The 24,840-nt window shown below is 64.4% G+C and carries 24 protein-coding genes and 1 riboswitch; of the genes, 9 read left to right on the top strand and 15 right to left on the bottom strand.

Annotation, left to right across the window (positions count from 1 at the left end):
* Positions 1–35 precede the first annotated feature (35 nt).
* Together BH95_RS15145 and BH95_RS15140 are read left to right on the top strand one after the other, a co-directional pair.
* Positions 36–386 carry a DMT family transporter gene (locus tag BH95_RS15145; RefSeq protein ID WP_019663222.1) on the top strand — a complete coding sequence of 117 codons (351 nt, stop codon included), beginning with the start codon at positions 36–38 and terminating at the stop codon, positions 384–386.
* The gene (locus BH95_RS15140) at positions 386–700 is read left to right on the top strand and encodes a DMT family transporter (RefSeq protein WP_019663223.1); all 315 of its coding nucleotides are present in this window, start codon (positions 386–388) and stop codon (positions 698–700) included. The genes BH95_RS15145 and BH95_RS15140 overlap by 1 nt, the downstream gene beginning before the upstream one ends.
* 2 nt (positions 701–702) lie before the next feature.
* On the opposite strand, the gene BH95_RS15135 is transcribed toward BH95_RS15140, so the two are convergent.
* From BH95_RS15135 to BH95_RS15095, 9 genes are all read right to left on the bottom strand, one after another.
* Positions 703–2,031 carry an LLM class flavin-dependent oxidoreductase gene (locus tag BH95_RS15135; protein WP_019663224.1) on the bottom strand — a complete coding sequence of 443 codons (1,329 nt, stop codon included), beginning with the start codon at positions 2,029–2,031 and terminating at the stop codon, positions 703–705.
* Complete coding sequence (locus tag BH95_RS15130; RefSeq protein WP_026347450.1) at positions 2,028–2,732, bottom strand: ABC transporter ATP-binding protein; 705 nt, start codon at positions 2,730–2,732, stop codon at positions 2,028–2,030. Before BH95_RS15130 ends, BH95_RS15135 begins: the two co-directional genes overlap by 4 nt.
* Before the next feature lie 116 nt (positions 2,733–2,848).
* The gene (locus BH95_RS15125; RefSeq protein WP_037182928.1) at positions 2,849–3,745 is read right to left on the bottom strand and encodes an ABC transporter permease; all 897 of its coding nucleotides are present in this window, start codon (positions 3,743–3,745) and stop codon (positions 2,849–2,851) included.
* Positions 3,745–4,752, bottom strand: a complete 1,008-nt coding sequence (locus BH95_RS15120; RefSeq protein WP_020110833.1) for an ABC transporter substrate-binding protein — start codon at positions 4,750–4,752, stop codon at positions 3,745–3,747. The genes BH95_RS15125 and BH95_RS15120 overlap by 1 nt, the downstream gene beginning before the upstream one ends.
* A gap of 200 nt (positions 4,753–4,952) precedes the next feature.
* Entirely contained in the window at positions 4,953–6,626 is a 1,674-nt protein-coding gene (locus BH95_RS15115) for a dipeptide ABC transporter ATP-binding protein (protein ID WP_244164973.1), read from the bottom strand.
* 3 nt (positions 6,627–6,629) lie between these two features.
* Entirely contained in the window at positions 6,630–7,466 is an 837-nt protein-coding gene (locus BH95_RS15110) for an ABC transporter permease (RefSeq protein WP_037182923.1), read from the bottom strand.
* A complete protein-coding gene (locus BH95_RS15105) occupies positions 7,463–8,521 on the bottom strand; it encodes an ABC transporter permease (protein ID WP_230595773.1) in 1,059 nt (352 codons plus the stop codon). Before BH95_RS15105 ends, BH95_RS15110 begins: the two co-directional genes overlap by 4 nt.
* A complete protein-coding gene (locus BH95_RS15100) occupies positions 8,502–10,142 on the bottom strand; it encodes an ABC transporter substrate-binding protein (protein ID WP_037163915.1) in 1,641 nt (546 codons plus the stop codon). The genes BH95_RS15105 and BH95_RS15100 overlap by 20 nt, the downstream gene beginning before the upstream one ends.
* Before the next feature lie 45 nt (positions 10,143–10,187).
* A complete protein-coding gene (locus BH95_RS15095; protein WP_037182921.1) occupies positions 10,188–12,047 on the bottom strand; it encodes an FAD/NAD(P)-binding protein in 1,860 nt (619 codons plus the stop codon).
* Positions 12,048–12,263: 216 nt separating this feature from the next.
* On the opposite strand from BH95_RS15095, the gene BH95_RS15090 reads away from it, so the two are divergent.
* The gene (locus BH95_RS15090; RefSeq protein WP_037163910.1) at positions 12,264–13,562 is read left to right on the top strand and encodes an NtaA/DmoA family FMN-dependent monooxygenase; all 1,299 of its coding nucleotides are present in this window, start codon (positions 12,264–12,266) and stop codon (positions 13,560–13,562) included.
* Complete coding sequence (locus BH95_RS15085; RefSeq protein WP_037163907.1) at positions 13,559–15,157, top strand: ABC transporter substrate-binding protein; 1,599 nt, start codon at positions 13,559–13,561, stop codon at positions 15,155–15,157. The genes BH95_RS15090 and BH95_RS15085 overlap by 4 nt, the downstream gene beginning before the upstream one ends.
* A gap of 227 nt (positions 15,158–15,384) precedes the next feature.
* On the opposite strand, the gene BH95_RS15080 is transcribed toward BH95_RS15085, so the two are convergent.
* The 4 genes from BH95_RS15080 to BH95_RS15065 form a co-directional block, all read right to left on the bottom strand.
* Entirely contained in the window at positions 15,385–16,098 is a 714-nt protein-coding gene (locus BH95_RS15080) for an aminoglycoside 3'-phosphotransferase (RefSeq protein WP_037182918.1), read from the bottom strand.
* Positions 16,099–16,163: 65 nt separating this feature from the next.
* Positions 16,164–17,774, bottom strand: coding sequence for an HNH endonuclease signature motif containing protein (locus BH95_RS15075; protein ID WP_052060063.1), 1,611 nt, complete (start codon positions 17,772–17,774; stop codon positions 16,164–16,166).
* Between the two features lie 208 nt (positions 17,775–17,982).
* Entirely contained in the window at positions 17,983–18,453 is a 471-nt protein-coding gene (locus BH95_RS15070) for a GNAT family N-acetyltransferase (protein WP_037163901.1), read from the bottom strand.
* A 90-nt stretch (positions 18,454–18,543) separates the two neighbouring features.
* Positions 18,544–19,416, bottom strand: a complete 873-nt coding sequence (locus tag BH95_RS15065) for a bifunctional 5,10-methylenetetrahydrofolate dehydrogenase/5,10-methenyltetrahydrofolate cyclohydrolase (RefSeq protein WP_037182911.1) — start codon at positions 19,414–19,416, stop codon at positions 18,544–18,546.
* 23 nt (positions 19,417–19,439) lie between these two features.
* A riboswitch (ZMP/ZTP riboswitch) is annotated at positions 19,440–19,521 on the bottom strand.
* A gap of 28 nt (positions 19,522–19,549) precedes the next feature.
* Here BH95_RS15065 and BH95_RS15060 point away from each other — a divergent pair.
* The 4 genes from BH95_RS15060 (at position 19,550) to BH95_RS15045 (ending at position 23,130) form a co-directional block, all read left to right on the top strand.
* The gene (locus BH95_RS15060) at positions 19,550–19,834 is read left to right on the top strand and encodes a hypothetical protein (protein ID WP_037182907.1); all 285 of its coding nucleotides are present in this window, start codon (positions 19,550–19,552) and stop codon (positions 19,832–19,834) included.
* Between the two features lie 115 nt (positions 19,835–19,949).
* Positions 19,950–20,882 (top strand): sulfite exporter TauE/SafE family protein, encoded by a 933-nt coding sequence (locus BH95_RS15055; protein WP_019663243.1) that lies wholly within the window; start codon positions 19,950–19,952, stop codon positions 20,880–20,882.
* A gap of 167 nt (positions 20,883–21,049) precedes the next feature.
* Positions 21,050–21,868 carry an alpha/beta fold hydrolase gene (locus BH95_RS15050; RefSeq protein WP_037182904.1) on the top strand — a complete coding sequence of 273 codons (819 nt, stop codon included), beginning with the start codon at positions 21,050–21,052 and terminating at the stop codon, positions 21,866–21,868.
* Positions 21,856–23,130, top strand: a complete 1,275-nt coding sequence (locus BH95_RS15045; protein WP_020110815.1) for a hypothetical protein — start codon at positions 21,856–21,858, stop codon at positions 23,128–23,130. The genes BH95_RS15050 and BH95_RS15045 overlap by 13 nt, the downstream gene beginning before the upstream one ends.
* Positions 23,131–23,142: 12 nt before the next feature.
* On the opposite strand, the gene BH95_RS29245 is transcribed toward BH95_RS15045, so the two are convergent.
* Positions 23,143–23,349: a dodecin gene (locus BH95_RS29245; RefSeq protein ID WP_026347454.1), complete on the bottom strand. Its 207-nt coding sequence runs from the start codon at positions 23,347–23,349 to the stop codon at positions 23,143–23,145.
* A 236-nt stretch (positions 23,350–23,585) separates the two neighbouring features.
* Entirely contained in the window at positions 23,586–23,738 is a 153-nt protein-coding gene (locus tag BH95_RS29090; protein ID WP_167336909.1) for a hypothetical protein, read from the bottom strand.
* A gap of 17 nt (positions 23,739–23,755) precedes the next feature.
* Here BH95_RS29090 and BH95_RS15035 point away from each other — a divergent pair, with 17 nt between their 5' ends.
* Positions 23,756–24,676 carry a LysR family transcriptional regulator gene (locus tag BH95_RS15035; protein WP_037182902.1) on the top strand — a complete coding sequence of 307 codons (921 nt, stop codon included), beginning with the start codon at positions 23,756–23,758 and terminating at the stop codon, positions 24,674–24,676.
* The last annotated feature ends 164 nt before the right edge of the window (positions 24,677–24,840 follow it).

The raw sequence follows: 24,840 nt of genomic DNA, 5'->3' as shown, positions 1-24,840 counted from the left end.
TCGTGTGCCAGGTGTGGAATCAATCTCGATCGCCGATGGTTCGTCGAACGGTGAGCAACAGATACTGGGCGCTGCTGGCGTCGGCCATCGTGTCGGAAGTAGCGGCATCGCTGTCGTTGAAAGCTGCGCTGAACACGCCGGCCTGGTACGGCGTCGTGGTGGCAGGGTACGGCGCATCGTTCGTACTGCTGTCGCTGATCCTGCGGATGGGCTCGCCCATCGGGAAGACCTACGGGATCTGGGCTGCGTCGGGAATCGCGTTGACCGCCGTACTGGGTACCGCGGTGTTCGGTGAACCGCTGACGCCGACGATGCTGGCCGGCATCGTGCTGGTCATCGGGGGAGTGGTGTTGGTGGAATTCGGCGCGGGCAGGGCGCACGCCTGATGTGGTTGTTACTTGCCGGAGCAATCGTCACCGAAGTCATGGCCACGCTGTCCTTGCGAGCATCCGAGGGAGGACGCAAGAAGTGGTGGCTCGTCCCCGTCGTCGCAGGCTACGGAGCCGCGTTCACTCTGCTGGCCCTGACACTGTCGGCCGGGATGGCTGTCGGTGTCGCCTACGGCGTGTGGGCAGCGAGCGGCGTGGCCTTGACGGCCATCGCCGGCCGCTACCTGTTCCGAGAACCGTTGACCTGGGTCATGGGCGCAGGTATCGCCCTGATCATCGGCGGCGTTCTGCTGATCGAGATCGGTGCGTAGCGCTACACGGGTACCGCTGTGAACCGGTTGGCCGGACGCGGAAGACCGTAGTGCTCGCGCAATGTGGTCCCGGTGTACTCGCTGCGGAACAGCCCACGGGCCCGCAGAATGGGCACCACTTCGTCGACGAAGATCTCGAGTCCCGACGGCAACGCAGGCGGCATGATGTTGAAGCCGTCGGCTGCACCGCCGAGGAACCATTCTTCGATGGCGTCGGCGACTTGCTCGGGCGTGCCGGTGAACGTGTGGTGTCCGCGGCCGCCGCCGAGTCTGCCGATGAGTTCGCGCACGGTCAGCGACTCCCGTCGCGCAAGCTCGACGATCAGCGTGTAGCGACTCTTGGCTTCCTCGATGTCGTCTTCCGCCAGCAGATTCTCCGGTAGCTGCTCGTCGAGCGACAGCGCCGACGGATCCACCTTCAATGTCTTCGCGAGCTGCAGCAGTGCGTATTCCGGAACGATGAGGCGGTCCAGCTCGGCGTCGAGTGCACGAGCCTCGGCCTCGGTGGAACCGATCACCGGAACGATGCCGGGCAGAATCTTGATGTGGTCCGGGTCACGGCCGACGGCGACGGTGCGCGCTTTGAGGTCCGAGTAGAACGCCCTCGCGTCCTCGATGGTCTGCTGCGCGGTGAACACGGCCTCGGCGTACTTCGACGCGAGGACCTTGCCGTCGTCGGACGAACCCGCCTGAACCAGAAGCGGATACCCCTGTACCGGACGCGGAACGTTCAACGGGCCGCGCACGGTGAAGTAGTCACCTCGATGGTCGACGGTGCGAACCCGGTCGTTGTCACCCCACACTCCGGAATCCTTGTCCGCGAGGACGGCGTCGTCGTCCCAACTGTCCCAGAGTTTCTGCGCGACGTCGACGAACTCGGCCGCTCGGGCATACCGATCGCCGTGCGCAGGTAACGCGTCGAGATTGAAGTTCTGGGCCGCATCGAGCCCCGCTGTGGTGACGATGTTCCATCCCGCGCGGCCACCGGAGATGTGATCGAGCGACGCGAACGCTCGGGCCAGGTTGTACGGCTCGTTGTAGCTCGTCGTCGCCGTGGCTACGAGGCCGATTCGCTCGGTGACCGTCGACACCGCGGTCAGGATCTGAAGAGGTTCGAGATATCCCGACGGCCGACGACCGACGTCGGCGACGAGCTGGGGGCTGTCGGCGAAGAAGATCGAATCGAACTTCCCCCGTTCCGCGATCTGCGCGAGCCGCTGGTAATGCTTGATGTCGACACCGGCGAGCGGGTCGGACTGAGGTAGACGCCAGGACGACTCGTGATGCCCGGTCGTCATCAGAAAAGCGTTGAAGTGCAATTGCCTTGTCATGCCGTCACTTTCTCGAAAGCGCCGAGCGCGGTCAGCAGATCTTCACGCTGAGCGGCGAACTTCGGATCACTGTGTGTACGGGGCGTGTCGAGTTCGACTGTCCGATCGGAGACGATGCGACCGTCCTGAAGGACGAGTACACGATCTGCGAGCAGAAGAGCCTCGTCGACGTCGTGGGTGATGAACAGAACTGCAGGCGTGTGCTTGGCGCACAACTCGCGCAACAGAGCGTGCATGCGGATTCGAGTGAGTGCATCGAGGGCACCGAACGGCTCGTCCGCCAACAGGAGTTCGGGCTCACGCACCAACGAACGCGCCAGTGCAACGCGCTGCTGCTCGCCACCGGAAAGCTCCTTGGGCCAGGCCTTCTCGCGGCCGGCCAAGCCGACCTCGGCCAACGCCGCTTGGCCTCGCTCCGCTGCATCGCGGCCGGGAAGACCGAGGATCACGTTGTCCAGCACTCGGGACCACGGAAGCAGGCGTGAATCCTGGAACACCACGGACCGATTCGCCGGCACCTGGAGTTCACCCGAACCGAGTACGTCGTAGTCCAACTCCGCCAGCGCCCGCAGCAACGTGCTCTTGCCGGACCCACTGCGTCCCAGCAGCGCCACGAACTCACCCCGTGCGATATCGAGATCGATGGCATCGAGCACCACCCGATCACCGAACCCCCGGCTCAACGACCTCGCACTCACCACCCGACCGGCCTGATCGCCGCCCGTTCCTACCCGGCCGGCGTGATCCCCGCCCGTTCCTACCCGCCCAGTGTCCTTCCCGCCCGTTCCTACCCGCCCAGTGTCCTTCCCGCCCGTTCCTACCCGCCCAGTGTCTGGCGCCATGACAATGCTCTCCTTTCCACTCGCCTGACCAGGAAGTCGCCCACGAGTCCGAAGATCGCGTAGACGACCAGGCCGACGACGATGATGTCGATCTGTCCGTACGTTCGCGCCTGGGTCATCAGGTAACCGATGCCGCTGGTGGCGTTGACCTGCTCGACGACGACGAGGGCGAGCCACGAAATGGTCACGGCCATGCGAAGTCCGGTGAAGAAACCGGGCAACGCGCCCGGGAGGGCGATTCGCCGGACGAACTGCCACCTGGACAGACCGACCGTCTCGGCGAGCTCGACGTAACGATTGTCGACACTGCGCAACTGCGCATGGGTGTTGATGTAGACGGGGATCAGCACGCTGGTGGTGATGACGATGATCTTCATCGACTCGCCGATGCCGAACCACACGATGAACAGCGGAATGAGCGCAAGCGTCGGGATCGCTCGTTTGATCTGGACCGGGCCGTCGATGATCGATTCTCCGAGCCTCGACAGACCCGACACGAGTGCGAGTACGACACCGATCGCCACACCGAGAACGAGCGAGATCACTGCCCGCTGCAGCGACGTGAGCAGGTTGCTCTGGAGTCGACCGTCGTCGATCAGGTCTCGCGCGGCCTCGACGATGGTCAGCGGTGCGGGCAGGGTCTGAGGATCGAGTATCCCTGCCGCCGAGGATGCTACCCATGCCACGACCAGGATGAGCGGACCGATCGCGAGACCGTACGGTATGGCCTTACCAGGCCCCAGCCTGCGACGCGCGATCTTCCGGGGTCGTAGAACCGTCGACGACGCCGTGTTCTTCGATGTACCCGTGTTCTTCGAGGTACTCGCGGTCCTGGATTTTCTCTTGTTTCCTACCGGGGTTGCGATTGCCATCAGCTCTCACTCCTGGTGAACGATCCGCCGACTTCTTCGACGGTGCGGGCACCGACGTCGCCGAAACGGAGGTCGAATCCGTCCGAGGCCTGTACGGACTTGGGTAGCTCACCGGCGTCGTCGATGACGTCGATGGTCGACTGCTGCTGCTCCACGAGACTGTCCAGCTTGGGAAATGCGTACGCGCCGAGCGAGTCGACGATGCGCCGGCCGTCCTCGGGCGTCAACCCCTGCCCCTCGACGTAGTACTTCTGCAGCCACTCGTCGGGATGCTCGTTGGCCCACTGGACGGCACGCGTGAAGCTGGCGATGTACGCCTGCAGCGCAGCGGCTTTGGCGGGATCCTGAATGGCTTCACGACGGGCGTAGAGGTAGGACAGGCCCGTGGACGTGCCCCCGGACTCCGACGTGTCGATCAGCGTGGTCCCCGGATTGTTCAGAAAACGAGTCAGGTTCGGCTCGTTCAACGGAGCGACGTCCACCTGTCCGGTCCTGATGGCGTCGGGAAACTCCGAGAGTTGCAGACGGACCAGTTCGACGTCGTCGGTGCTCAGATCGGCCTTGGCGAGTGCGCGCAACACGATGGCCTGCTGCGCGGTGCCCTCGGCGTAGGCGATCTTCTTGCCCTTCAGATCGGCCAGTGTCGTGATGTCCCGGTCCGCAGCTACAGCCAACCGAGTGTTGTTCGGCTCGGATTGAGTGGCGTGGATGATCGGGACGTCCTGGCCGGCGATGAGCGCTTGGATCGGTGGGGTGTCGCCCACTCTCGCAGTATCGGCTGCGCCTGCCCGGAACGCTTCGAGAATGGCCGGGCCACCGACGAAGTTCGCGAACTCGTACTCGAACGGCAGCTTGTCCAGCTCACCCGAGGCGCGGAGGACGGATTGCTGGAACTCGGACTGGTCGGCGATGACAAGCGTGGTGCCGGCCGGGATCTCGGTCGGAAGTGCCGCATCCGACGCAAGTGCGTTCTCCGGAGTGTCGCTGCCGGCGCAGCCGGCGGCCATTCCGACCGCGAGGACAAGTGAGGTGAGGGCAATTGCTGTCCGCCGCGTCGATCTTCGGCTTGCCAAGAATGTTCGCATCCGCACAGCCAACATCGGCAGCGAAGCGCCGACAACAGTTTACGTTTCCGTGAATATAAGTATGTGCAGGTCGGTCCGAGCGCCCCGACTTCTCAGCCGTCGACTTTCCAGCCGTCGAATTTTTAGCCTTCGACGGCCACCGGATACGGAAGCGACGGGACCGAATCGAGGAGCTCGACGGTGTAGCTGTGCTGTGGGTCCTCGAAAATCTGCTCGGCTCTGCCTCGTTCGACGATCGCCCCGTCCTTCATGACCGACACGGTGTCGCTGACATGGCTGATCACACCCAGGTCGTGGGAGATGAAGATCATCGACACACCGGTTCGTGCCCGGAGGTCGAGCAACAGATCGAGTACCTGGGCCTGGATGGACACGTCGAGTGCCGAGACCGGCTCGTCGCAGATCAGGATGTCCGGCTCGGTTGCCAGTGCCCGGGCGATCGCCACGCGCTGACGCTGGCCACCGGACAGCCGGCGCGGTGTGCGAGCGAGGTGATCAGGGTCCAGGCCCACCTGGTGGAGCAGTTCGATCGTCCGAGCCTTGCGCGCGTCGGCATCGAGTGTTCCGGTCTCGACCAGTGCACGATCGATTACGTTGGCGACCGTGAATCTGGGGTCGAACGAGCTCAGTGGATCCTGCCAGATCGGTTGTATCCGCGACCGGTGCGCACGCCTGCCTCGTTCTCCCGGGCCGCTGGGTGAGTTCCAGTTCAGGCTCGCCCCACCGGGTGGGGTCAGACGTACCGTCCCGGTATCCGGTTCGACGAGTCCGAGGGCTATCGACGCGAGAGTGGACTTCCCCGAACCGGATTCGCCGACGAGACCGTGGATCTCACCCTGACGGAGCGTGAGCGAGACCGAATCGACCGCCCGGTGCCGTGAGCCGTCACGCCGATCGAAGGACTTGCTCACCGCGTCGACGACGAGCACAGGATCGCCTGAGTGGGCGGACGGGACAGCGATCGGTGTCCGGCCCACCAGAGTCGTTCCTCGTGTCGCTCCGCTCGGGGCTGCGCTCAACAGGGCTCGTGTGTACTCGTGCTGCGGATCCCGCAGAATATCTTGGGCTGCACCCTGTTCGACTATCCGACCGTCCTTCATCACTGCTATTCGATCGGCGAGTGCGGCGACGACGGCCAGATCGTGGCTGATGAGCAGCAGACCGGTGCCGTCGTCTCGGAGGTCACCGAGCAGAGCGAGAATGCGTGCTTGAACCGTGACGTCGAGCGCCGTGGTCGGCTCGTCCGCGATCAACAGTGAGGGGCCTGCAGCGAGACCCGATGCGATCAAAGCACGTTGACGAAGGCCGCCGGACAACTCGTGCGAGATCTGCGTAGCTCTGACCTCGGGGTCGTCGATACCGACCGAGCGGAGCAACTCCACGGCAGCACGTGAACGCGCGTGACGCGGGACGGTGTTGTGTATCGCCATGGGCTCGGCGACCTCGCGGCCGATGGTACGCAGCGGATCCAGCGACACCAGAGCGTCCTGCAACACCAGTCCGATCGTCGTGCCACGCAGTTGCCGGAACTGCTTCTCGCCGAACGACGATGCGTCGACGCCGTCGATGTGGAACCGCGACATGCGGACGTCCGCCCGTCGCCCGGCCAGGCCGATGACGGCACGTGCTGTGACGGACTTGCCCGAACCCGATTCGCCGACGAGGGCGAGGCACTCGCCGGAGGAGACGTGCAGTGACACGTCCTGCACGGCGCGCACCGGCGCCGATCGTCGACCGGCCGCCGGGAAGGACACGGACAGGTTCTCGATGTCCACCAAGCGTTGTCGTACCGGCATGGGTCAGACCTCCGAGTTTCTGCGCTGCAGTGCCCGCCCGAGCACGGTGATGGAGACGACGGTCGCGGCGACGGCCAGGCCGGGAAAGATCGAGATCCACCACGCCAACCTCAGGAACTCGCGGCCCTGGGCAAGCATCACGCCCCATTCGGCGTCCGGAGGCTTCACTCCCAGGCCGAGAAAGCTCAGTGCAGCGACGGAGATTATGGCGGTCCCGACACCGACGGTCGCCACCGCGAGCAGCGGGCGCACCGTGTTGGGGAGGATGTGGAGACGAACTATTCGCAGTCGCGGCGTTCCGAGTGCGACGGCGGACGTCACGTACCCCGCGCCGGCGACGGGGAGCGCCTGCGCACGTACGACCCTGGCGAACCGGGGAACCATTCCGAGAGCGACGGCGATCAGCGTGTTGAGCGGCCCGGGTCCGAGCACGGCGATCACGAGCAACGTCAGCAGCAGGTCGGGAAATGCCATGGCGATGTCGATGCCGCGTAGCAGTGTCGCGCGCACGACACGGGGACCGAGCGCGGCCGCGATGCCGAGTGCAGTGCCGATCACGACCGCGAGAACAGTTGCCCCCACGCCGATCAGCAACGAGAACCGTGCCCCGTGCACGACCCGAGCGAACACATCGCGACCCAGGTTGTCGGTCCCGAACAGGTGGTCGACACCGGGTTCGGCGAACGGTGAGGCGGGATCGGTGAGGTTCGGATCGGCCGACGCCAGCAGCGTCGGAAAGGCGGCCGCGATCGCTGCGATCACGACAAATACCGCGGCCAGGGCGAGGCCGGGGCGGGTGGTCCGCGGAACCGATCGCCGCGCGGTGAGTACACCGGTCACGCGGGAACCTCCTTCGCCGTGCCCGGGCGTCGGCGAGAGGTCGTGCGGAGCCGGGGGTCGATGACCACATACAAGGCGTCGAGCACGGTGTTGACGACGATGAACACCAGCGCGGACAGCAGGACTATGCCGAGTACGACGGGCATGTCCTTGGATCCGATGGCGGCGAGCGTCACGCGGCCGAGTCCTGGCCTGGCGAAGACGGTTTCGGTGAGGACTGCCCCGCCCAGGGTCGCGCCGACGAAGTACGCCGTCAGTGTCGTGGCAGGCAGGAGTGCGTGCCGAAAGGCGTGCACGAGAAGGACGCGTGCCCTCGATGCACCTCGTGCCTGGGCGGTGAGGACGAACGGTTGAGCCAGGGCGTCCTCGACACCGTCTCGAAGGACCTGCGACAGCAGACCTGCGACAGGAAGTGCAAGAGTGACGACCGGAAGAACAAGGGAAGCATCGGTTTTCGCGGACGACGCAGGGAACCATCCGAGGGTGAACGCGAACACCCACAGCAGCAGGATTCCGATCCAGAAGGTGGGGATCGACACGGACAGCAGCTCGAAACTCGACGCCCAGGACCGTGATCTGGGACGGCCTGCGGTGGTCAGCGCCAGGACGCACGCAATGACGACGGCGAGAACGACAGCCGGAACCGCCAGCGACACCGTCGGCCACAGCTCGGCCCCGATGACGTCGGCAACCGGTCGCTGCAACTGGTAGGACCGGCCGAGATCACCGGTGAAGACTCGCTTCAGATAGCTCAGGTATTGGAGCAGCACTGGCTGATCGAGCCCGTACGAGCTGCGTATCGCATCCCTCTCGGCGGGCTGCACCACGGAGTCGCTACCCAGGATGATGTCCACCGGATCGCCTTTGATTGCGTGCAGAGCCAGGAACGTCGCCGTTCCCGCACCCCACACCACGAGAACCGCGGCGAGCGCCTTACCGCCCACTGCACGGACCAGGCGGTGTGCGGTGGACGGCGGCGCTGTGTCGACCGGCGCTGTCTCGACCAACGGCGCTGTCTCGACCGGCCGTGAGGCGTCAGTCTGTGAGGAAGGCATCGTAGAACAGTGGTGATGCGTTGGTGGCGAACTTGATTCCGTGTACGCCGTTGGACGCCCCGAGCCGATAGGCCTGAACGTAGACCGGTACGTAGTACGCCTTGTCGATGACCTCGCGCTGCACGTCGGCGTAGATCTGCTCACGATCCGGGCCGTTGGCCGTAGCCGCGCCCCTGGTCAGGAGTTCGTCGAGTGCGGGATCGGTGTTCCGTGCATAGGCGCCACCGTTCGGCGGGGTGTTGGTGGAGAGAAAGACGGTACGGAGAATGTCCGGCTCCGGTCGCACGAAGAAGATGGCCGCAGCCTCGTAGTCACCCCGCGCAGCTCGGTCCGTCCACGTACCGGTGTCGATGGGCTCGACGACGAGGTCGAAGCCGACGTCGCGCTTGATCTGGTCCTGGAACGCTTCGAGCAGAGGCGCGTTCTCGGCGAAGTAGCTGGAGGAGTCGTACGGGAAACGTACGGTGAGGCGCTGACCGTCCTTGGTGCGGTACCCGTCGGCGTCGCGTCCGGTCCACCCCGCCTCGTCCAGAAGCGAATTGGCCTGGTCGGCGTCGAATCCCCACGACTGCGCGATCGAGGAATCGTAGTACGGCGTCTTCGGGCCGAGAACGTTGTCCGCCGCCGCGAGCTGTCCGAAGAACACCGATTGCACGAGCTCAGGCGAGTTGAGCGCGCTCTGGAAAGCCTTCCGAACTCTGACGTCCGTGAACGGTTCCGCCTGTGTGTTGAGGAAGATGCCGTAGTTGACACCTGGATTCTCGTACTTGATCAGTTGCAGATTCGGATCCTCTTCCACCACGGGCGCATTGGCAGACGGCACCGCCGCGATGGCGTCGACCTCGCCGTTCTCGAGCGACCCGAGGCGGGTGGAGTTCTCCGGCAGAATGCGGAAGTTCAGTCGGTCGAGGTACGCGGCGCCGGTGTGATCGGCGTACCCGGGTCCCCAGTTGTAGTCGTCACGCTTGGAGAGTTCGAAACCGACGCCCTTGGTGTAGCTGTCGAGGACGAAGGGACCGGAGCCGACGACGGTGGTGCACTCGGCATTGTCGGTGCCACGCAGGTGAGTCGGAGATTCGATACCCAGGAACGGTAGCGATGCGCCCTGCAGGAACGACGGATAGGGCGCGGTGAAGTCGACGCGGACCGTGGTCGGATCGACTGCGGTGACCTCACGCAATGGGCCCAGCAACGAGCGTGCGTAGTTGGACTTGGTGGCCGGATCGAATATCCGATCCAGATTGAACTTCACGGCGTCGGCGTCGAGTGGCGTTCCGTCCGAGAACGTGACGCCGTCGCGTAGCGAGAACGTGTAGCTCGTCGCGTCGTCGGACACTTCCCAGCTCTCCGCCAGCCACGGCGTGAACTCGTTGTTCTCGGTATGTCCCACAAGCGAATCGAGAACGTTGCGCGACACCAGTGCGGCAACGGAACTGCCGGTCTGCTGTGGATCGACACAATCGAGGTCCGAGTTGAGACCGAAGGTGAAGGTGCCGCCGCTGACGGGCTCGGCGTTCTCGTCGAACGTACTTGTGGTGTCGCTGTCGCCCGCGCAGGCGGACAGCAACAGACCGGCGGCGACGGCGAGAGCTGACGCCGACAGGACATGGTTGCGCCTCATGTCCCCCAGCCTGTATCAGTCGGGCAGGCCGTAAAACCCTTTCGATCAGCGTGATTCGTTGGCGCCGGACGTGAGGAGCTCGACGGCGAGAGCATCGTTGTGGCGGAAGAATCCGGCGTTGGTCCGAGGTCGCGGGAAGGCAGAGGACCAGGTGTGACCCGCGACCCACGGACCGACCGCGAACCGAGCGGGGTGAACGCTGCCGTCGGAGTGCAGGATTCGGGACCGTCCGTCGACGGAGATCTTGGCGGCACTGCGTTCGTTGGCGCGCACCTCCACCATCTGTCCACGTTCGTGCAGGGAGCGAAGCAGTGCGTCCCCGCTGGATCGGATGGACGCGACGGGAAGTCTGGCGTCGACGAGCGTTCGCGCGGTGACGGTGTCGTCGTGTGACGCGCTCCGAGCCGTGAACACGCCGGCGTTGGTATCGGCACTGAACGTGGTGTCGGGGCCGAGGAACCGAACGATCCCGCTCGACGCGAGCGCGCGCAGCTGTTCGAGACGTTGTGGAGGAGGGCCGCTGGCGATGAAACTGAAGAACGAGTGCAGCCACCCTTCGATGTCCTGCGCTACCGACTCGGCAGGAATTCGACCGCGTCTCAGCAATTCTCCCGTGGTCATGTACACCGACAGCAGCGCGTTGAACACCGCTGCGTCGCTACTGTAGTGATGATCGGCGCGTCGGGCCAGGTCCGATTCGATGTATCCGATGATGCGCGCGGTGGCGTCGTCGACGCTGTCGTACGTCTCACCGGTGAGAGGGCGATCGATCAGAGCGAGATCGATACGGTCGTCGTCTTTGGGTACGAACCGCTCGACCAGGGCTGCCGACTCCTTGGAACCCCAGGCGACAGCGTCGAACTCGATCTCGAAATCCTGCCACGTGCCGGTGGTGCGGTCGGCGTGCGAGGCGAACAGCTCGTGATAGTGAGCGCCGGCAAGCTCTTTCGCTGCGGTCGGCCACACGTCGCGCCGGAAGTCGAGAAACCCGTCCCCGGGGAAGCCGTCGGCGGTGAAGTACTTCGGGAGCGGTGGCCGGGCGGCGGCGATGTCGTAGCCGATCTTCGAGTGGTACGGCACGCCGCGGCGCGAGCCTGCATAGATTGTCGGCTCACGGCCCGACGGCCGGTAGGTCAAAGTTCCGTCCGGTAGCCGCGAGAACGTTCCACCGCGGCTTTCGGCGAGCAACACCATCCAGTCGACGAACGCGAGCCCCAGGCCTGCCACCAGGATGGGTTCCGACTCCGGGACGACGTCCGGATCCAGGTCGGCCGTGTACCCGGGCCCGACGTACGTCAGTCCGTGGGTACCGGCGAACGTGTGCAGATACTTCTCGGCGGACGACGGCAGGGCGTCCGGATGGCCCTGGGACAACAGCACGACATCGACCCCGACCACCGAACCGTCGTCGAGAATCAGGCGCTGCCCGGGCTCGTCGTCGACGATGTCGACGACGGTGTTGCGATGCACCGTGACATCCACGGGAGCGTCCGTCACGGCTCGCGCGAAGACCCACTCCAGGTAGCGGCTCTGCAGTGTCCGCGAAGCGAACGACCTGGGTGTGAAATCGGCAAGCTCGGCGGTGAGCGCCGGGTCGTCGCGGAGGGATTCGAGGTTGCTCTCGACCCATTCGGCGAGAGTCGGGCCGGTCGAGACCGGCCCGGCGACCACGGTGGTGTCGTCGGTGAACATGGTGACGTCGGCGGCGACCGAGTTCATCCACAGCAGCGGCGGTTGCGAGCCTCGCCAGATGCGGCCGGCGCCGGCAGGAAAAGGATCGAAGACGTCGACGGTGACGCGGCGCCCCGGCGTCGCGTCGAGATGGGCGAGCAGTCGCTCGAGGACACCGGTACCGCGCGGTCCCGCACCGACGATCGCAATACGGTGCGCGGGGGTGGTGCTCATAGTTCTGGTGCCTCCGTCGACCCTGGTAGTACCGCCTGATTGTTGCGGGAGTCGCATTGAAGAGTCAACGCAGAATCACGCTGATTCTATTTCTGTTCAGGGCCGTCGAAGCTCCTTAAACTTGCGTGTTGCTCTGCCGCGTGTGCTGTGTCCACGGCGGCTTTCCTGTTCGTTCTCGTTCGTTGGTGAGGTGCAGATGTCCATGGTGTTTACCCGATGAGCAGACGTCGAACACTCAAGACGGTCACCGGAGTCAGCGGCGGCCTCGACGTGTACGACGCCGCGGTCGACCCGACGCGGTCCACCCTCGCGTCGTCGATCGAGATCGCGAAGATCGCCGAGAACAACAAGATCGACGCGTTGTTCGCCGCGGACCTGTTGAGTTTCGGTGCACAGGGGGCGATCGGGGCCCAGGAGCCACTGATCTACCTTGCGGCGCTGGCGGGTGTGACCACGGACATCGGGTTGATCGCGACCGTGACCACGACGTTCCATCACCCGTACAACCTGGCGCGACTGTTCGGGACGTTGGATCACGTCAGCAACGGACGGGCCGCCTGGAACGCGGTGACGTCCTCGCTGGGTGAGGAGAACTACGGAGATCAGGACCTGCCGAGTCCCGAAGAACGGTATGCACGTGCCACCGAGTCGCTCGAAGTGGTGAACGCACTCTTCGACAGCTGGAAGCCGGGCGCGCTGGTGCCGGGTTCCGGCGGCGCAGTGTTGGATGCGTCGTTGGTGCGACCCATCGAGTACCGCGGCGCGTACTACACCGTCCAAGGGCCGCTGAACATTCCGTCGCTGCCTCAGGGCAGGCCCGTTCAATTTCAGGCCGGACAGTCTGCCGGAGGAATCGAACTCGGAGCGCGTTTCGCCGAAGTCGTGTTCACGTCGCTGGCGACCCTCGAGGATGCCATCACCTACACCAAGACCATCCGAGCCCGCGCTGCCGAGTTGGGGCGCGGTGACGAACTTCCGTTGATCTTCAGTTCGTTCCACGCAACGTACGGTGCGACGGAAGCCGAGGCCCGACAACGGGTCGAGGAGTCGATCGGCACTCTGGACCTCGTCGCCGGACGCGCACGGTTGGAGGACATGCTCGGAGGCGGAATCGACCTGTCGGAGCTGTCGTTGGACAAGCCGATCCCGGTGGAGTTGCTGCCCGACCCGAAGACAGTCAACCGCCGTCGTGGACGAGTGGAGATATTCGGCAAGCTCGCCGCGGAGGGAAAGACGCTGCGCGAGTTGATCATCGCCTCGAAGGACACCGGACATTGGGCCGAGTCCGGGACACCCGAGCAACTGGCCGACGCGATCGCGCAACGGTACGACGCCGGGGTCCTCGACGTGATCAGTCTCGGCGGTCTCGGTGATCCACGCACACGCGATTTCGTCGAGAACGGATTGCTGCCGGAGCTTCGGCGCCGCGGAATCGTCGGAAACGATTATCGCGGAGAAACATTCAGGGAGAATCTCGAACTCCCTCCACTCGCTCGATTCCAGGGGGAAGCATGAAACGGTCGGCTTCGGTTGTGCTCGCGGTGTCGGCGACGACGCTCGTCGCCGCATGCGGCGGATCGGCGGAATCGACGTCGCAGGACGGGGAGCCGCAAGCCGGTGGCACGCTCCGGTACGCGCTGTCGCAGGCCCCGACGTGCTCGGATCCCGCGCAGGGTGGCACCAACCAGACCATCTACGTGTCCCGTCAGATCGTCGATTCCCTGACCGACCAGGACCCCGAGACCGGTGAGATCACGCCATGGTTGGCCGAGAGTTGGGAAGTCAGCAGTGACGCAACGCAGTTCACCTTCGTTCTGAAGGACGGCGTCACGTTCAGCGACGGAACTCCTGTCGACGCGGAAGCGGTCAAAGCCACCTTCGATTCGGTCGTGAACGTTCTCGGCGCCCCCAAAGCGCAGCTCGGTGCCAGTTACCTCTCCGGTTACGCGGGCACCACCGTCGTGGATCCGTTGACGGCCCGAGTGCAGTTCGACGCCCCGAACGCGCAGTTCCTGCAGGCCACGTCGACACCTCAGCTCGGACTGCTGGCCAAGGCGTCCACGGACAAGCCTGCCGAGGAACGGTGCCTCGGCGACAACATCGGCAGTGGCCCGTTCGTCTACGAGTCCTATCAGCAGGACAAGGCGATCACGCTGAAGAAGCGCTCCGGCTACGCCTGGGGTTCGGGCGTGTTCTCCCACGACGGGGAGGCATACCTCGACGCGATCGAGTTCACGATCGTGCCCGAGTCCGGGGTGCGGACCGGCAGCCTGGCTTCGGACCAGCTCGACGCCATCAGCGACGCGCTGCCGCAGGATGCGCCGCAGATCGAGGCGTCGGGTGGCCGTGTGCTCACGACATCCAATCCCGGCACTCCGTTCGGCTTCACACCCAACATCACTCGTCCCGTTCTCGGCGACGTCGAGGTACGCCGTGCGTTGATCCCGGCCCTGAACCGTCAGGAACTGGTGGACACGGTGCTCGGGCCGGACTTCCTGCCTGCCACCGGGACGCTTGCGAGCAAGACCCCGCAGTACGTGAAGCTCGACGACGTCACCTACGACCCTGATCGTTCACGCGACATCCTCGACGCCGCCGGATGGGTCCCGGGCGCCGACGGAATCAGAGAGAAGGACGGCCGACGGCTGTCGTTCTCCGTCACGTTCAGCGCGGTGTTCGCCGGTAACCAGGCCATTCTGGAGCTGGTGCAGCAGCAACTCGCGGACGTGGGCGTCGAGCTCGTCCTCGACCTGGTCTCGACGCCGGAAGCTCTGGCGCGGCAGGCGAGCGGTGACTTCGACTCCACCTACGGAAACAGCACTCGAGCCGACGGCGACATCCTGCGCACCTCGTATGCACTCGACGGTCGCAACAACAACCGTCGCGGCCCCATCCCAGAACTGGACGATGTGCTGGCGCGGCAGTTGAGCACGACCGATCCCGCCGAGCGAAAGGAAATCCTCGCCGACGCGCAGCAACTGGTGTCGAGCAACGGACTGTTGATCCCGACCATCGAGCTCTCCCAAGCCATCGGTGCAGGGCCACGCGTACACGATCTGGAATTCGAAGCATCCGCCAGATTGCAGTTCTTCGACACCTGGATCGGGTAGTTCCGGCGGGCAGGTTAAGAATCAGGCTGATTCGAAGGGTCCCGCTGCGGTGTCGATGGGTCTAGGTTGCTCTACATGTCCTGGCTGAGGCGCTTGTTCGACCTGCGATGGTTCGACAGTCACACCGCATGCGGAGTCGGCTGTGCCCGGGCTGCGGTGGATCTGTCCGTTCACGGCTGAGCCTCGACCAGTCTGATCGGGGCCCTCGTTCTCTGGGGGTTCCACGTTCAGGTCTCGTCCCAGAGTCGGCAGTAGAAGTCGAGTTTCCGGCGGTCCAGTTCGATGCCGTAGCCGTCGAGAACTTCGGACGTGAACCGACGGCCGTAGTTCCACTCCGTGCTCATGATTGCAGGCGCCAGATCAGCCCATCGGTCGGCGACGCCCAGAGAACCCAGGTCGACGTGGGCGACCCAGTTGCCGTCGTTGTCCAGCAGCGTGTTCGGAGCGCACGCGTCGCCGTGACACACCACCGGGTCTATTGGAGGTGCTGTACCGACGGACGGATTCGACCCCAGCTTTTCGGCGGACTCGACTCGGGATTCGATCGACCAGTCGTAGGGGCACGTGGCGCGAGGCACTGCGTCGTGAAACGCGCGTAGACCGGTGCCGATGGAGCGGGCCGCGACGGTGGGATTCGCCGTCCAGGCATCGTCGACTGCATTTGTCCCCGGTAGCGCTACGGTCACCAGCCACTGCGCGTCGGAGTCGGAACCGGCGTCGACAACCTCCGGAACCCGAGTGTAGGCCGAAACCCAGCGCAACTTGTCGGCCTCGACAGCAAGGTCGATCTGCACGTCCAGCGGACACCATTTCACGAACACCTGTCCGGCGCGGAAAGTCAGTCCACCCAACTCGTTCAGCCAGACCGGCTCTATCTCGGAGCTGCCTGCGTGGCGCCGCACCACATGCGGAATCGACACCGAGGAATCCGGACGGGTCACGCCACCATTCCACCACAGCGCAGTAGTCGGCACCGGTCTCTTTCTCGACGACTGTGCTGCGCCTGTCAGAACGGTGCGGGGTCATCGGTGTCCGCTGCGTAGGTCGGCGGGGCAGTGGTGTCGTCGAGATCGGATTCGGGTTTATCGGTGCGGTGGTGGGGTTGTCGTCGTTTCTTCGGTATGTGGGGTAGGAGTGAGCTCGGGGCCAGGTCGGTTCGGCCGGTGGTGTTTCCGGGGAGGGTTACTGCCGTGGTGCCGGAGTTCGACTTCCAGTATTCGACGGCTCCGGCGAGCATGGTGGGTGTCCAGGCGCCCATGGTTTTGAGGGAGTGGTGGTATCTGCAGAGGCAGTGGAGGTTGGTGAGGATGGTCCAGCCGCCGCGGGTGGGGTTGCGGTGGTCGAAGGCGATGACGTGGTCGATCTCGCAGCCGGCTGCGGGGACGTCGCATCCGGGGTGGCGGCAGGTGCGGTCGCGGTGTCGGACGAGGTCTGCGAGCGCGGTGCCTGGTCGGTAGGTCAGTGCGCCGGGTGGTGGGGTGGTGAGTCCGCCGTGGCCGTCGGGGTAGAGAGCGACGGCGAGTGCAGGGTTGGTTTCGATGGCGGTTTCGAGTGCATCGATGAGTTGATAGGTGCCGCTGTAGTTTTCAGTAGAACGTCCGGTCGCCGTGTTCGGAAGAGTGGGTGGGGTAGGGAGTGTGAGTCCGCTGCGACGTCGTCCGCGGCCGAGTGGGTTGAAACTGATGTGCGTCGGTCGCGGTTGTGCCGGGGCAGTGGTGATGCCTGTGCGGTCGGCGAGGTTGGTGGCGTCGGTGAGGATGACGTTGAAGTGGCTGTTGGCGGCCAGTTCTCGGGCGTATTCGGGGTCGATGATGCCGTGGCCTGCGAGGTAGGCGGGGAGGTCGTGGAATCCGAGGAGTGTGTCGATGTCGATGGTGATACTGGTCAGTGGGGTACGGCGGTCGGGAAGTTGAGGGTTGGCGGTGCAGGGTTTGTCGTCGTCGGGTGTGCAGGTGCAGGTGAGGTGGGTGTCGCGGTGGATGAGTGCGACGAATGCTGCGGCGAGGCGTTGGCTGCGGGTGCGTGGGTCGCGGGGGCAGAGGGTGGCGGCCGTTTCGGTGATCAGTTGCCAGCATTGGGCGGCTTGGGCTGCTGGGAGGTTGGCTTCCAGGGTGGCGATGACGCCTTTGTCTCGGTAGCGCAGTGAGGTGAGTTTGTCGGTGACGTCTTTGCGGTTGGTTTCGGCTTCGTCGGGTGCGGTTCGAGTGATGATGGCGTTGATTTCGGTGGCGAGGGGCCCGGGGGAGAGGCGTCGGGCTGCGGTGAGGGTTTCGGTTTCGATGCGGTGGGCGGCGTCTGCGGTGAGGCTGGCGGTGGTGCGGTAGATGGCGCGGATGCGTGCGAAGTCGATGTCGCCGTCGGCGAATGCGGCGGCGACGGCGGGTAGGCGCAGACGTAGGTCCATGCCGACTTCGGCAAGGGTGTCGGCGACGGTTTTGGAGCAGCCGAGGGTGGCGGCGGTTTCCGAGGCGGCGTAGTTACCGGCATCGGTGATGAAGTCGCCGATCTGGACGGTCTGGTTCACGCAGGATTCCCAGATTTGGGCGGCGAGTGCGATTTTGCGGGCGCAGGCTCGGTTTTCCTCGCGTGCTGCGTCGGCGAGTTGGGTCAGTAGCACGGGATCGATGGTGGGTTGTGGTTGTGGTCCTGCGCATCGGGCGAATGTGCTGCGTGGTGCGGTGCGTGGCATATGGTGAACCCCCCGGTTCATGGGAACGTATGTTCGAATATACCGCTCCGCTCGGGATCTGGCAACAGTCTTGCTGTTGCTGTGCAACGGTTTTCGATGGCTGTGTCGCTACCACACGCCACCGACACTGTGGTGCTCAGCGCACCATTCGGATGGTGACGTAACCGTCGATCCCAAGGAGGTCCTGGGCTGAACCGTCGGGCTCGAAGCCGTTGCGTCGATAGAACTTCATGGCACGTCGGTTCGTTTGGGCGACCCAGAGTTCGGTCGGTTCGTCGGTCAGGACAGTGTCGAGCAGCAGTTGCCCAACGCCGGTGCCGTGGAACGCTTCCAGAACGTAGAGTGCAAACAATTTTCGTCGGCCGTCCTCGAGGCCGCAGTGTGCAATCCCGATGATGTTGGAATCCACCACTGCAACAGCAACATTCTGGCCTTGTTGGTTCGGGTCGAGTACTGTCCGCCAGTGCTGAGTTCGCCGTGTGATCGAACCCTCGTCGAAGTAGGTGTCCGGAACCGATCCTCCGTAGGTAGTGCGCCAGGCCTCGGTATGCATCCGAGCGATCGCCTCGGCCTCGTCTCGACCCGGCCGTCGTACTACTGGAGTCATGGTGTCACGCTAATCGGCAAATCGGGCACAGTCAGCGATATCATGCAGTCCGTTGCTGCAAACGAGCAGATATCCGGCTGAACACTGAGCTCATCGATTCGCGTCGGGGCTCTGACTGTTGGAAAGATGCAGAATCGATTGTGCAGCAGCAGCCTCGACGGTCTGAGCCTGCAGTACGGCTATCGTCATCGGGCCCACTCCGCCGGGGACGGGGGTGATCCACCCTGCTCGCTCGGAGGCACGATCGAATTCGACGTCGCCGACGTTGCCTGCGTTGTAGCCGGCGTCGACGACGACTGTGCCCGGTTCGATCCAGTCTCCGCGGATAAGTTCCGCGCGTCCGACGGCGGCGACGACGATGTCGGCTTCCGCGATTCGATCGGCAAGGTCCTCGGTATGGGAATGGCAGTACGTCACTGTCGCATTCTCGGCGAGGAGCAACATGCCGACCGGCAAGCCGAGAATTGCGCTGCGTCCGACGACGACCGCGTGTTTTCCACGCAGTTCGATTGCGTTGTCCTGCAGCAACCGGATGATTCCGCCGGGAGTACACGAACGAAAGCCATTTCCATGCAATGCCATAGCTGAAAACGATGCGGAGGTGACACCGTCCACATCCTTTCCCGGCGCGATGGCGTCGAACGCCTGTCGTTCGTCGATGTGGGCGGGGACCGGATGCTGAAGGAGGATGCCGTGTACGTCGGTGTCGCTGTTCAACGAGTCGATAGCGTCGAGTAGTTCTTCGGTGGTGGTACTGGTGGGCAACTCGATTCGTCGGGATTCGATGCCCACGTCTGTTGCACGCCGCGCTTTCATTCGGACGTAGGTGTGGGACGCAGGATCATCGCCGACAAGGATGGTTGCCAGACATGGCGTGACGTCCAAAGCGGAGACGCTCGAACGTACTTCGTTCAGCAGAGCTTCGGCCGAGCGGCGGCCGTCCAGAATTCGAGCAGTCAACATATGCTCCTTCACACCGTTGTAGTGTGAAGCACCCAGGCGGACGACGCTTCAGGCAGATCAGCACTTCCCGGTGGTGAACCACCCTCGCCAGTCGTGCGTGGAACCTACTCTAACGCCCGAAGCCGGAGGGTGCATGAACGCGGACTGTCTGCTCTGCCTCGAGGTCGAGGGGAAAGTCCCGCTGCCCGGTGGGGTGTACGAGACTCCGATGTCCGTGGCATTTCATCTACCCGAGCAACTGAGCGGTGACGTGTTGCTCGGGTATCACCTGGTGGTACCGAAGAGGCACGTCCACGATCACGGCGGACTCGACGAGAACGAGGTGAAGGACGAGCCCGGATCGCACAGAGTCGACTTCGCCACTGCTGCTTCGTTTGCCGAACGAGTTCGCTGGAATTTGGGTGATTTCAACCCTTGACGTAAAACGCGTCGATGGGTTGCATGGGCGGATGCCGAACGCACTGTCGCCGAGGTGTTGCGGGTCGATCTGACCCGCACCGACCATTCTTCACTCGACTCATGGAGCACACGCAGTGAAAACAATCATTCTTATCGGCATCGTGGGGCTTGCGGCCCAACTCGTCGACGGCGCACTCGGCATGGCGTACGGCGTCACGACGACGACGCTTCTGCTCGCCATCGGCACCAATCCCGCGGCCGCGTCGGCCACCGTGCACTTGGCGGAGATCGGCACCACGTTCATTTCCGGGCTGTCGCACTGGAAGTTCGGCAACGTCGATTGGAAGGTCGTTCGGCGGATCGCCCTACCCGGTGCGGTGGGTGCGTTCGTCGGAGCGACGGTTCTGTCCAACCTGTCCACCGAAGCCGCAGCTCCCGTCATGGCCTTGATCCTTCTGGGCCTCGGGTTGTACATCCTCATCAGGTTCACCGTCCAGGGGATTCCTCGGGGGAATCTCGGAAAGCCGCTGCGCAAGCGGTTCCTGGCGCCGCTCGGGTTGCTCGCGGGCTTCGTCGACGCCACCGGCGGAGGCGGGTGGGGCCCCGTGGGAACCCCGGCCATTCTCGCCAGTGGACGGCTCGAGCCGCGGAAGGTCATCGGCTCGATCGACACGAGTGAGTTCGTGATCGCGCTGGCCGCGAGCCTGGGCTTCCTGTTCAGCCTCGGCTCGCAAGGAATCAACATCAGCTGGGTCCTGGCGATCCTTGCCGGTGGCGTCGTCGCGGCTCCTCTCGCGGCCTGGTTGGTCCGTCACGTTCCGCCTCGGTTGCTGGGGGCTTCGGTGGGCGGCATCATCGTGCTCACCAACACGCGGAGCCTGTTCCGGAGTGGTTGGTTCGAGCTCAGCGGCGCAGTCCAGGCCACTGCGTACGTCACCATCGTCGTGGCCTGGGTGGGGTGCTTCGTGTTCTCACTGAAGGCGTACCTGCAGGACCGCGAGAACGAATCGGCGGACAAGATCTCGGAGGAGGCGAAGACCAATGCGGAGCAGGAAGTCGCTGTCTGACCTGGCCTCGATCGCCAGATCAGCCCTGATCGGGTTCGGATCGACCATTTTCGCCGGCCTCACCACGTACGGCGAGTACCACCTCGGCGCGCACTGACACACCGGAATTACGAACCTGCCCGATTCGAACCATTGACGAGGTTCTGTGCTGGTGGTGGACTTCGAGGATGCCATTCTTCGACGGGGCGCGGGGACCGATCTACTACCGGCACTGGGCCGCAGAGGTTCCGCGCGCGAACGTAGTGTTCCTCCACGGTTACGGGGAACATTCCGGTCTCTATCACCGATTCGCGGATTCTCTCAGCGCCGACGGTATCGACGTGTGGGCGTTGGATCTGATCGGCCACGGGCTGTCGTCGGGGGACCGCGGGGACTTCCGGTCGTTGCGTGACCTGCAAGCGGACGCGGGCGCCCTCACCTCGCTGGCCAGGGTGGGTGTGCCCGACGTTCCTACCGTCGTCATCGGGCACTCGCTCGGTTCGGTCGTCGCGACGCTGTCGGTCCTCGACGAGCCGGATCGCTACGTCGCCGCCGTGATCTCCGGTGCGACGCTGGCACCCATCCCGTGGTTGGACCCCGACAACGCTCGATTCGATCTCGATCCGAGTGAACTGTCGGCGGACCCGTTCTACCTCGACGCATTGATCAACGACCCGCTCGCATTCGTCAGTGCGGATTCGGGTCGACTGCTCGGTGCCGAGCTACGGACGGCGTGGGACAGGTTCGACGCCGACCTGGCCGCACTGCGGGTGTCGACGCTCGCAGTGCACGGCGACGCGGACACGGTGTCGCCTATCGAGAACGTCCGGACCTGGGCGGGACGAGTTCGTGAACTCGAACTACGTGAGATCGCCGGCGCCAGGCACGACGTGCTGAACGAGGCCGGGCATCGTCGAACCGCTGCCGTCGTCGCCGATTTCGTTCTCGAACGTGCCGATGCTGCATCACTTGTCGTCTACGAGGAGGAGCCGTCGTGGCGAGGCTGACGATCACCGACGCGCAACGGGCCGCCCTCGCCGACGCGGCCGCATTCCCGCTGCTCGACGCGATAGCCGGTCGACGGTCACGCCGTTTCCCTCTCGGTGGGAAGATCCCCGACGGTCCGCTGGCGTACGAGAGCACTCACCCGGTCACGCCGATCAGCGAGGTCGAACGGGCTCTTCTGCTGTCGGTCGTCGGCGGAGTCACCGGGTGGCACTACGGCATCACCCGCCACGGTGGGTACGCGCCGAAGTTCCCCAACTACTCAGGGAGTGCTGTGGGAAGAGCCTTTCCGTCGGCCGCCGGATTTCACACCAGTCAGCTGTTCTTCACCGACGATTCGGGAACGTACCTGCTCCCGACACGTGACACCCCACCGTCGCCCGGCGAGTTCGATCTCGAGGAGTGGCTGAATCACACTGCGGATCAGTATGTTCGGCTCGGTGACACGCGACTGGAAATCCCGCGCGAAGAGCCTTACATGGAGGGTCACAACACCTGGATAGCCAACCATCCGGGAAGCTTGCTCGCGTTTCCCGTTGCCGACCTCTCCGAGCACCTGATCGCCAACCTGTCCTTCTTCGCCGCCAACGGGTACGTCGTCTTCGACGACGTGCACGACCGGCCGATCCCGGGAATCGACAAGTTCTCGGCTCTGGCTCACTTCGACGATCCGGTTCCGCTGTCGTTCGTCGAGCAATACACCCTGACCGAGGCAAGCGCGGAGCTTGCGACGGCAACCCACAACGGCGTATTGGTTCTGCAGGCACTCGGTCTCGGCGGGTGGATGTTCGACGGACTCGACCGACTGTCCGTGCTGGGCGGATCCGGTGATCCGCGCGCTCCAGGTCTGGGCTTCCGGTCCGACAACGACCCGAGCTGGCCGTTCCCCAATGCAACCGGCTTGGACGGCGTGTTCGAGACATTGACTCCGCCGCATGTGAACACCGTCGCCGACGGTGTCGCCAAGTACATCGACCGCAAGTACGGGCCGGGTGGGCCGTTCCACCCGGACACACCCGGGGCATGGTCGGAGACGCCCAAGGTCCGTGCAGCCGCCCTGCCCGCGGACGCAGTGCAGGAACTCGTGACCGCGGAGGCGTCGTACATCTACGACGCATTCGGCAAACTGCCGGGAACCGTACCCACCGTCCACGTGCTGATGTATCTGCAGGCCCAGAACATCGACCTGGACTTCTACGACACTCACTTCGCCCCGGGGGCGTACCTTCACACCCACGCCGAGCATGCCCGGCGCGGGTGGTGAGGACGCTCCATCTCACTCCAGTTTGAACCCGACCTTGATCGTCACCTGGAAGTGAGCGATCGATCCATTTTCGATGTGGCCGCGGGTTTCGAGTACCTCGAACCAGTCGAGGTTGTTGAGGGTGGTGTTCGCGCGCGCGATCGCCTTTCGGATGGCGTCGTCGGTGCTTTCGGTGGAGGTTCCGACGATTTCGGTGACGCGGTAGATGTTGTCGCTCATGGGTTCTTTCGCTCCTCTGCAGTCTGGTGGACTTTCCGACTGCTGATACTTCTCCTGCAATGCCGATTTCGAAACAGAACGGTGAAATCGTCTGCTGTAGGCGCTGGTCGAGGCCACGCGCGGAAAAATCATCGTGATTCGAAGGGTGGTTTCCCGTCCGGCGACGGACCACACTCGGGCATCGGCATGAAGTGAAAAGCGAAGACCGGACGAGTTCTCCGAACCTGCAGCGCCTTTCATTCGAGCATGTCGCCCCATCGAGCGCCGGTGCTGTCCCTGTCGTCCTTCTCGAGGAGTATCTCCGCAATGACGCTTCGTCGCTTGTCCTTGTCCAGAATTCCGATGGCCGTTGCAGTTCCAGCCTCCGACGACGAAGCCGGACCGGGCACCGCAGCGGCGGTCTGAGGTGTACGACGTCAAGAGGCTGATACTGCTGCGAGATCTCGCGGAGTACGCGACGATGTCCGCCGTCGCCGAGCTGCACGGCATCACCACCTCGGCTGTGTCGCAACAGCTTCGTACTCTCGAAGACGAAGTCGGTGCCGTCCTGACGCGGCGCGACGGTAGGACGTTGCGGCTCACCGGCGCAGGCAGGGTGCTGGTGGATCACACAGCACGCGTTCTCGCCGCACTGGAAGAAGCCGAGAGTGCGGTGGCGGCGACCGGCGACGTCATCGCGGGTGTCCTGACCGTCGCATGCTTCCAGACCGCAATGGCGCAGCTCGCGCTGCCGGTGGCCGCGGGCCTGGAGAGCGCGCACCCGGGACTGCGTATCCGGTTGATCGAGTCGATGCCGGTCGATTCCGTTCCGGCGGTACGCAATCAAGAAGTGGATCTGGCAATCACGTACACCTACTCGTTCGGGGCCACCGACCTGCCCACCGGCATGACGACGGACTACCTGTTCGACGACCCACTCGTCGTGCTGGCGCCTACCGCGTGGCACGAGCGAATTTCGGAGATGGGTCTCGCGGCGCTCGCCGAAGCCGACTGGATCGCAGCAGCCGACGGTGCGCCCTCCGTACAGTCGGTGGTGTTCAGCTGCCGGCAAGCAGGGTTCACTCCGCGGATCCAGCACCGCAGCAACAGTTTCGCGATGATGGCCGTGATGGTAGGGCGCGGATTCGGTGCGACCATCGTGCCGCAGATGTCCGTGCCCGACGATTTCAGGCACCTCGTATCGCAACCCGGTGTCACCCAGCCGATCATCGACGGTGCCCGACGGCTCGGCGTGACGTACCGACAGGCCTCGAGCGAACGGCCGGCGGTAGCCGAGGCCGTACGCGCGTTCCATCGGCGCGTTCGCCCGGTCGAACTGGCGTCCTGACTTTGTCGAACCCCGGTTACTCGACCCTCGTGCATGTTCCTGGGTGCACACAGATCGCTTCGCGAGGGCCGGATGTGCCCTGCCGAACCGACTTGTGTGCACCCAGGAACACCGTCACCCCAGAACACGTCGCCAAGCACGTGGATCGGACGCTGACACCCGTG

It is taken from the genome of Rhodococcoides fascians A44A, from assembly GCF_000760735.1.
Taxonomy (GTDB): Bacteria; Actinomycetota; Actinomycetes; order Mycobacteriales; family Mycobacteriaceae; genus Rhodococcoides; species Rhodococcoides fascians_E.
Note: the sequence above shows the minus strand (reverse complement) of the source record. Positions and strands in the feature narration are given on the sequence as shown.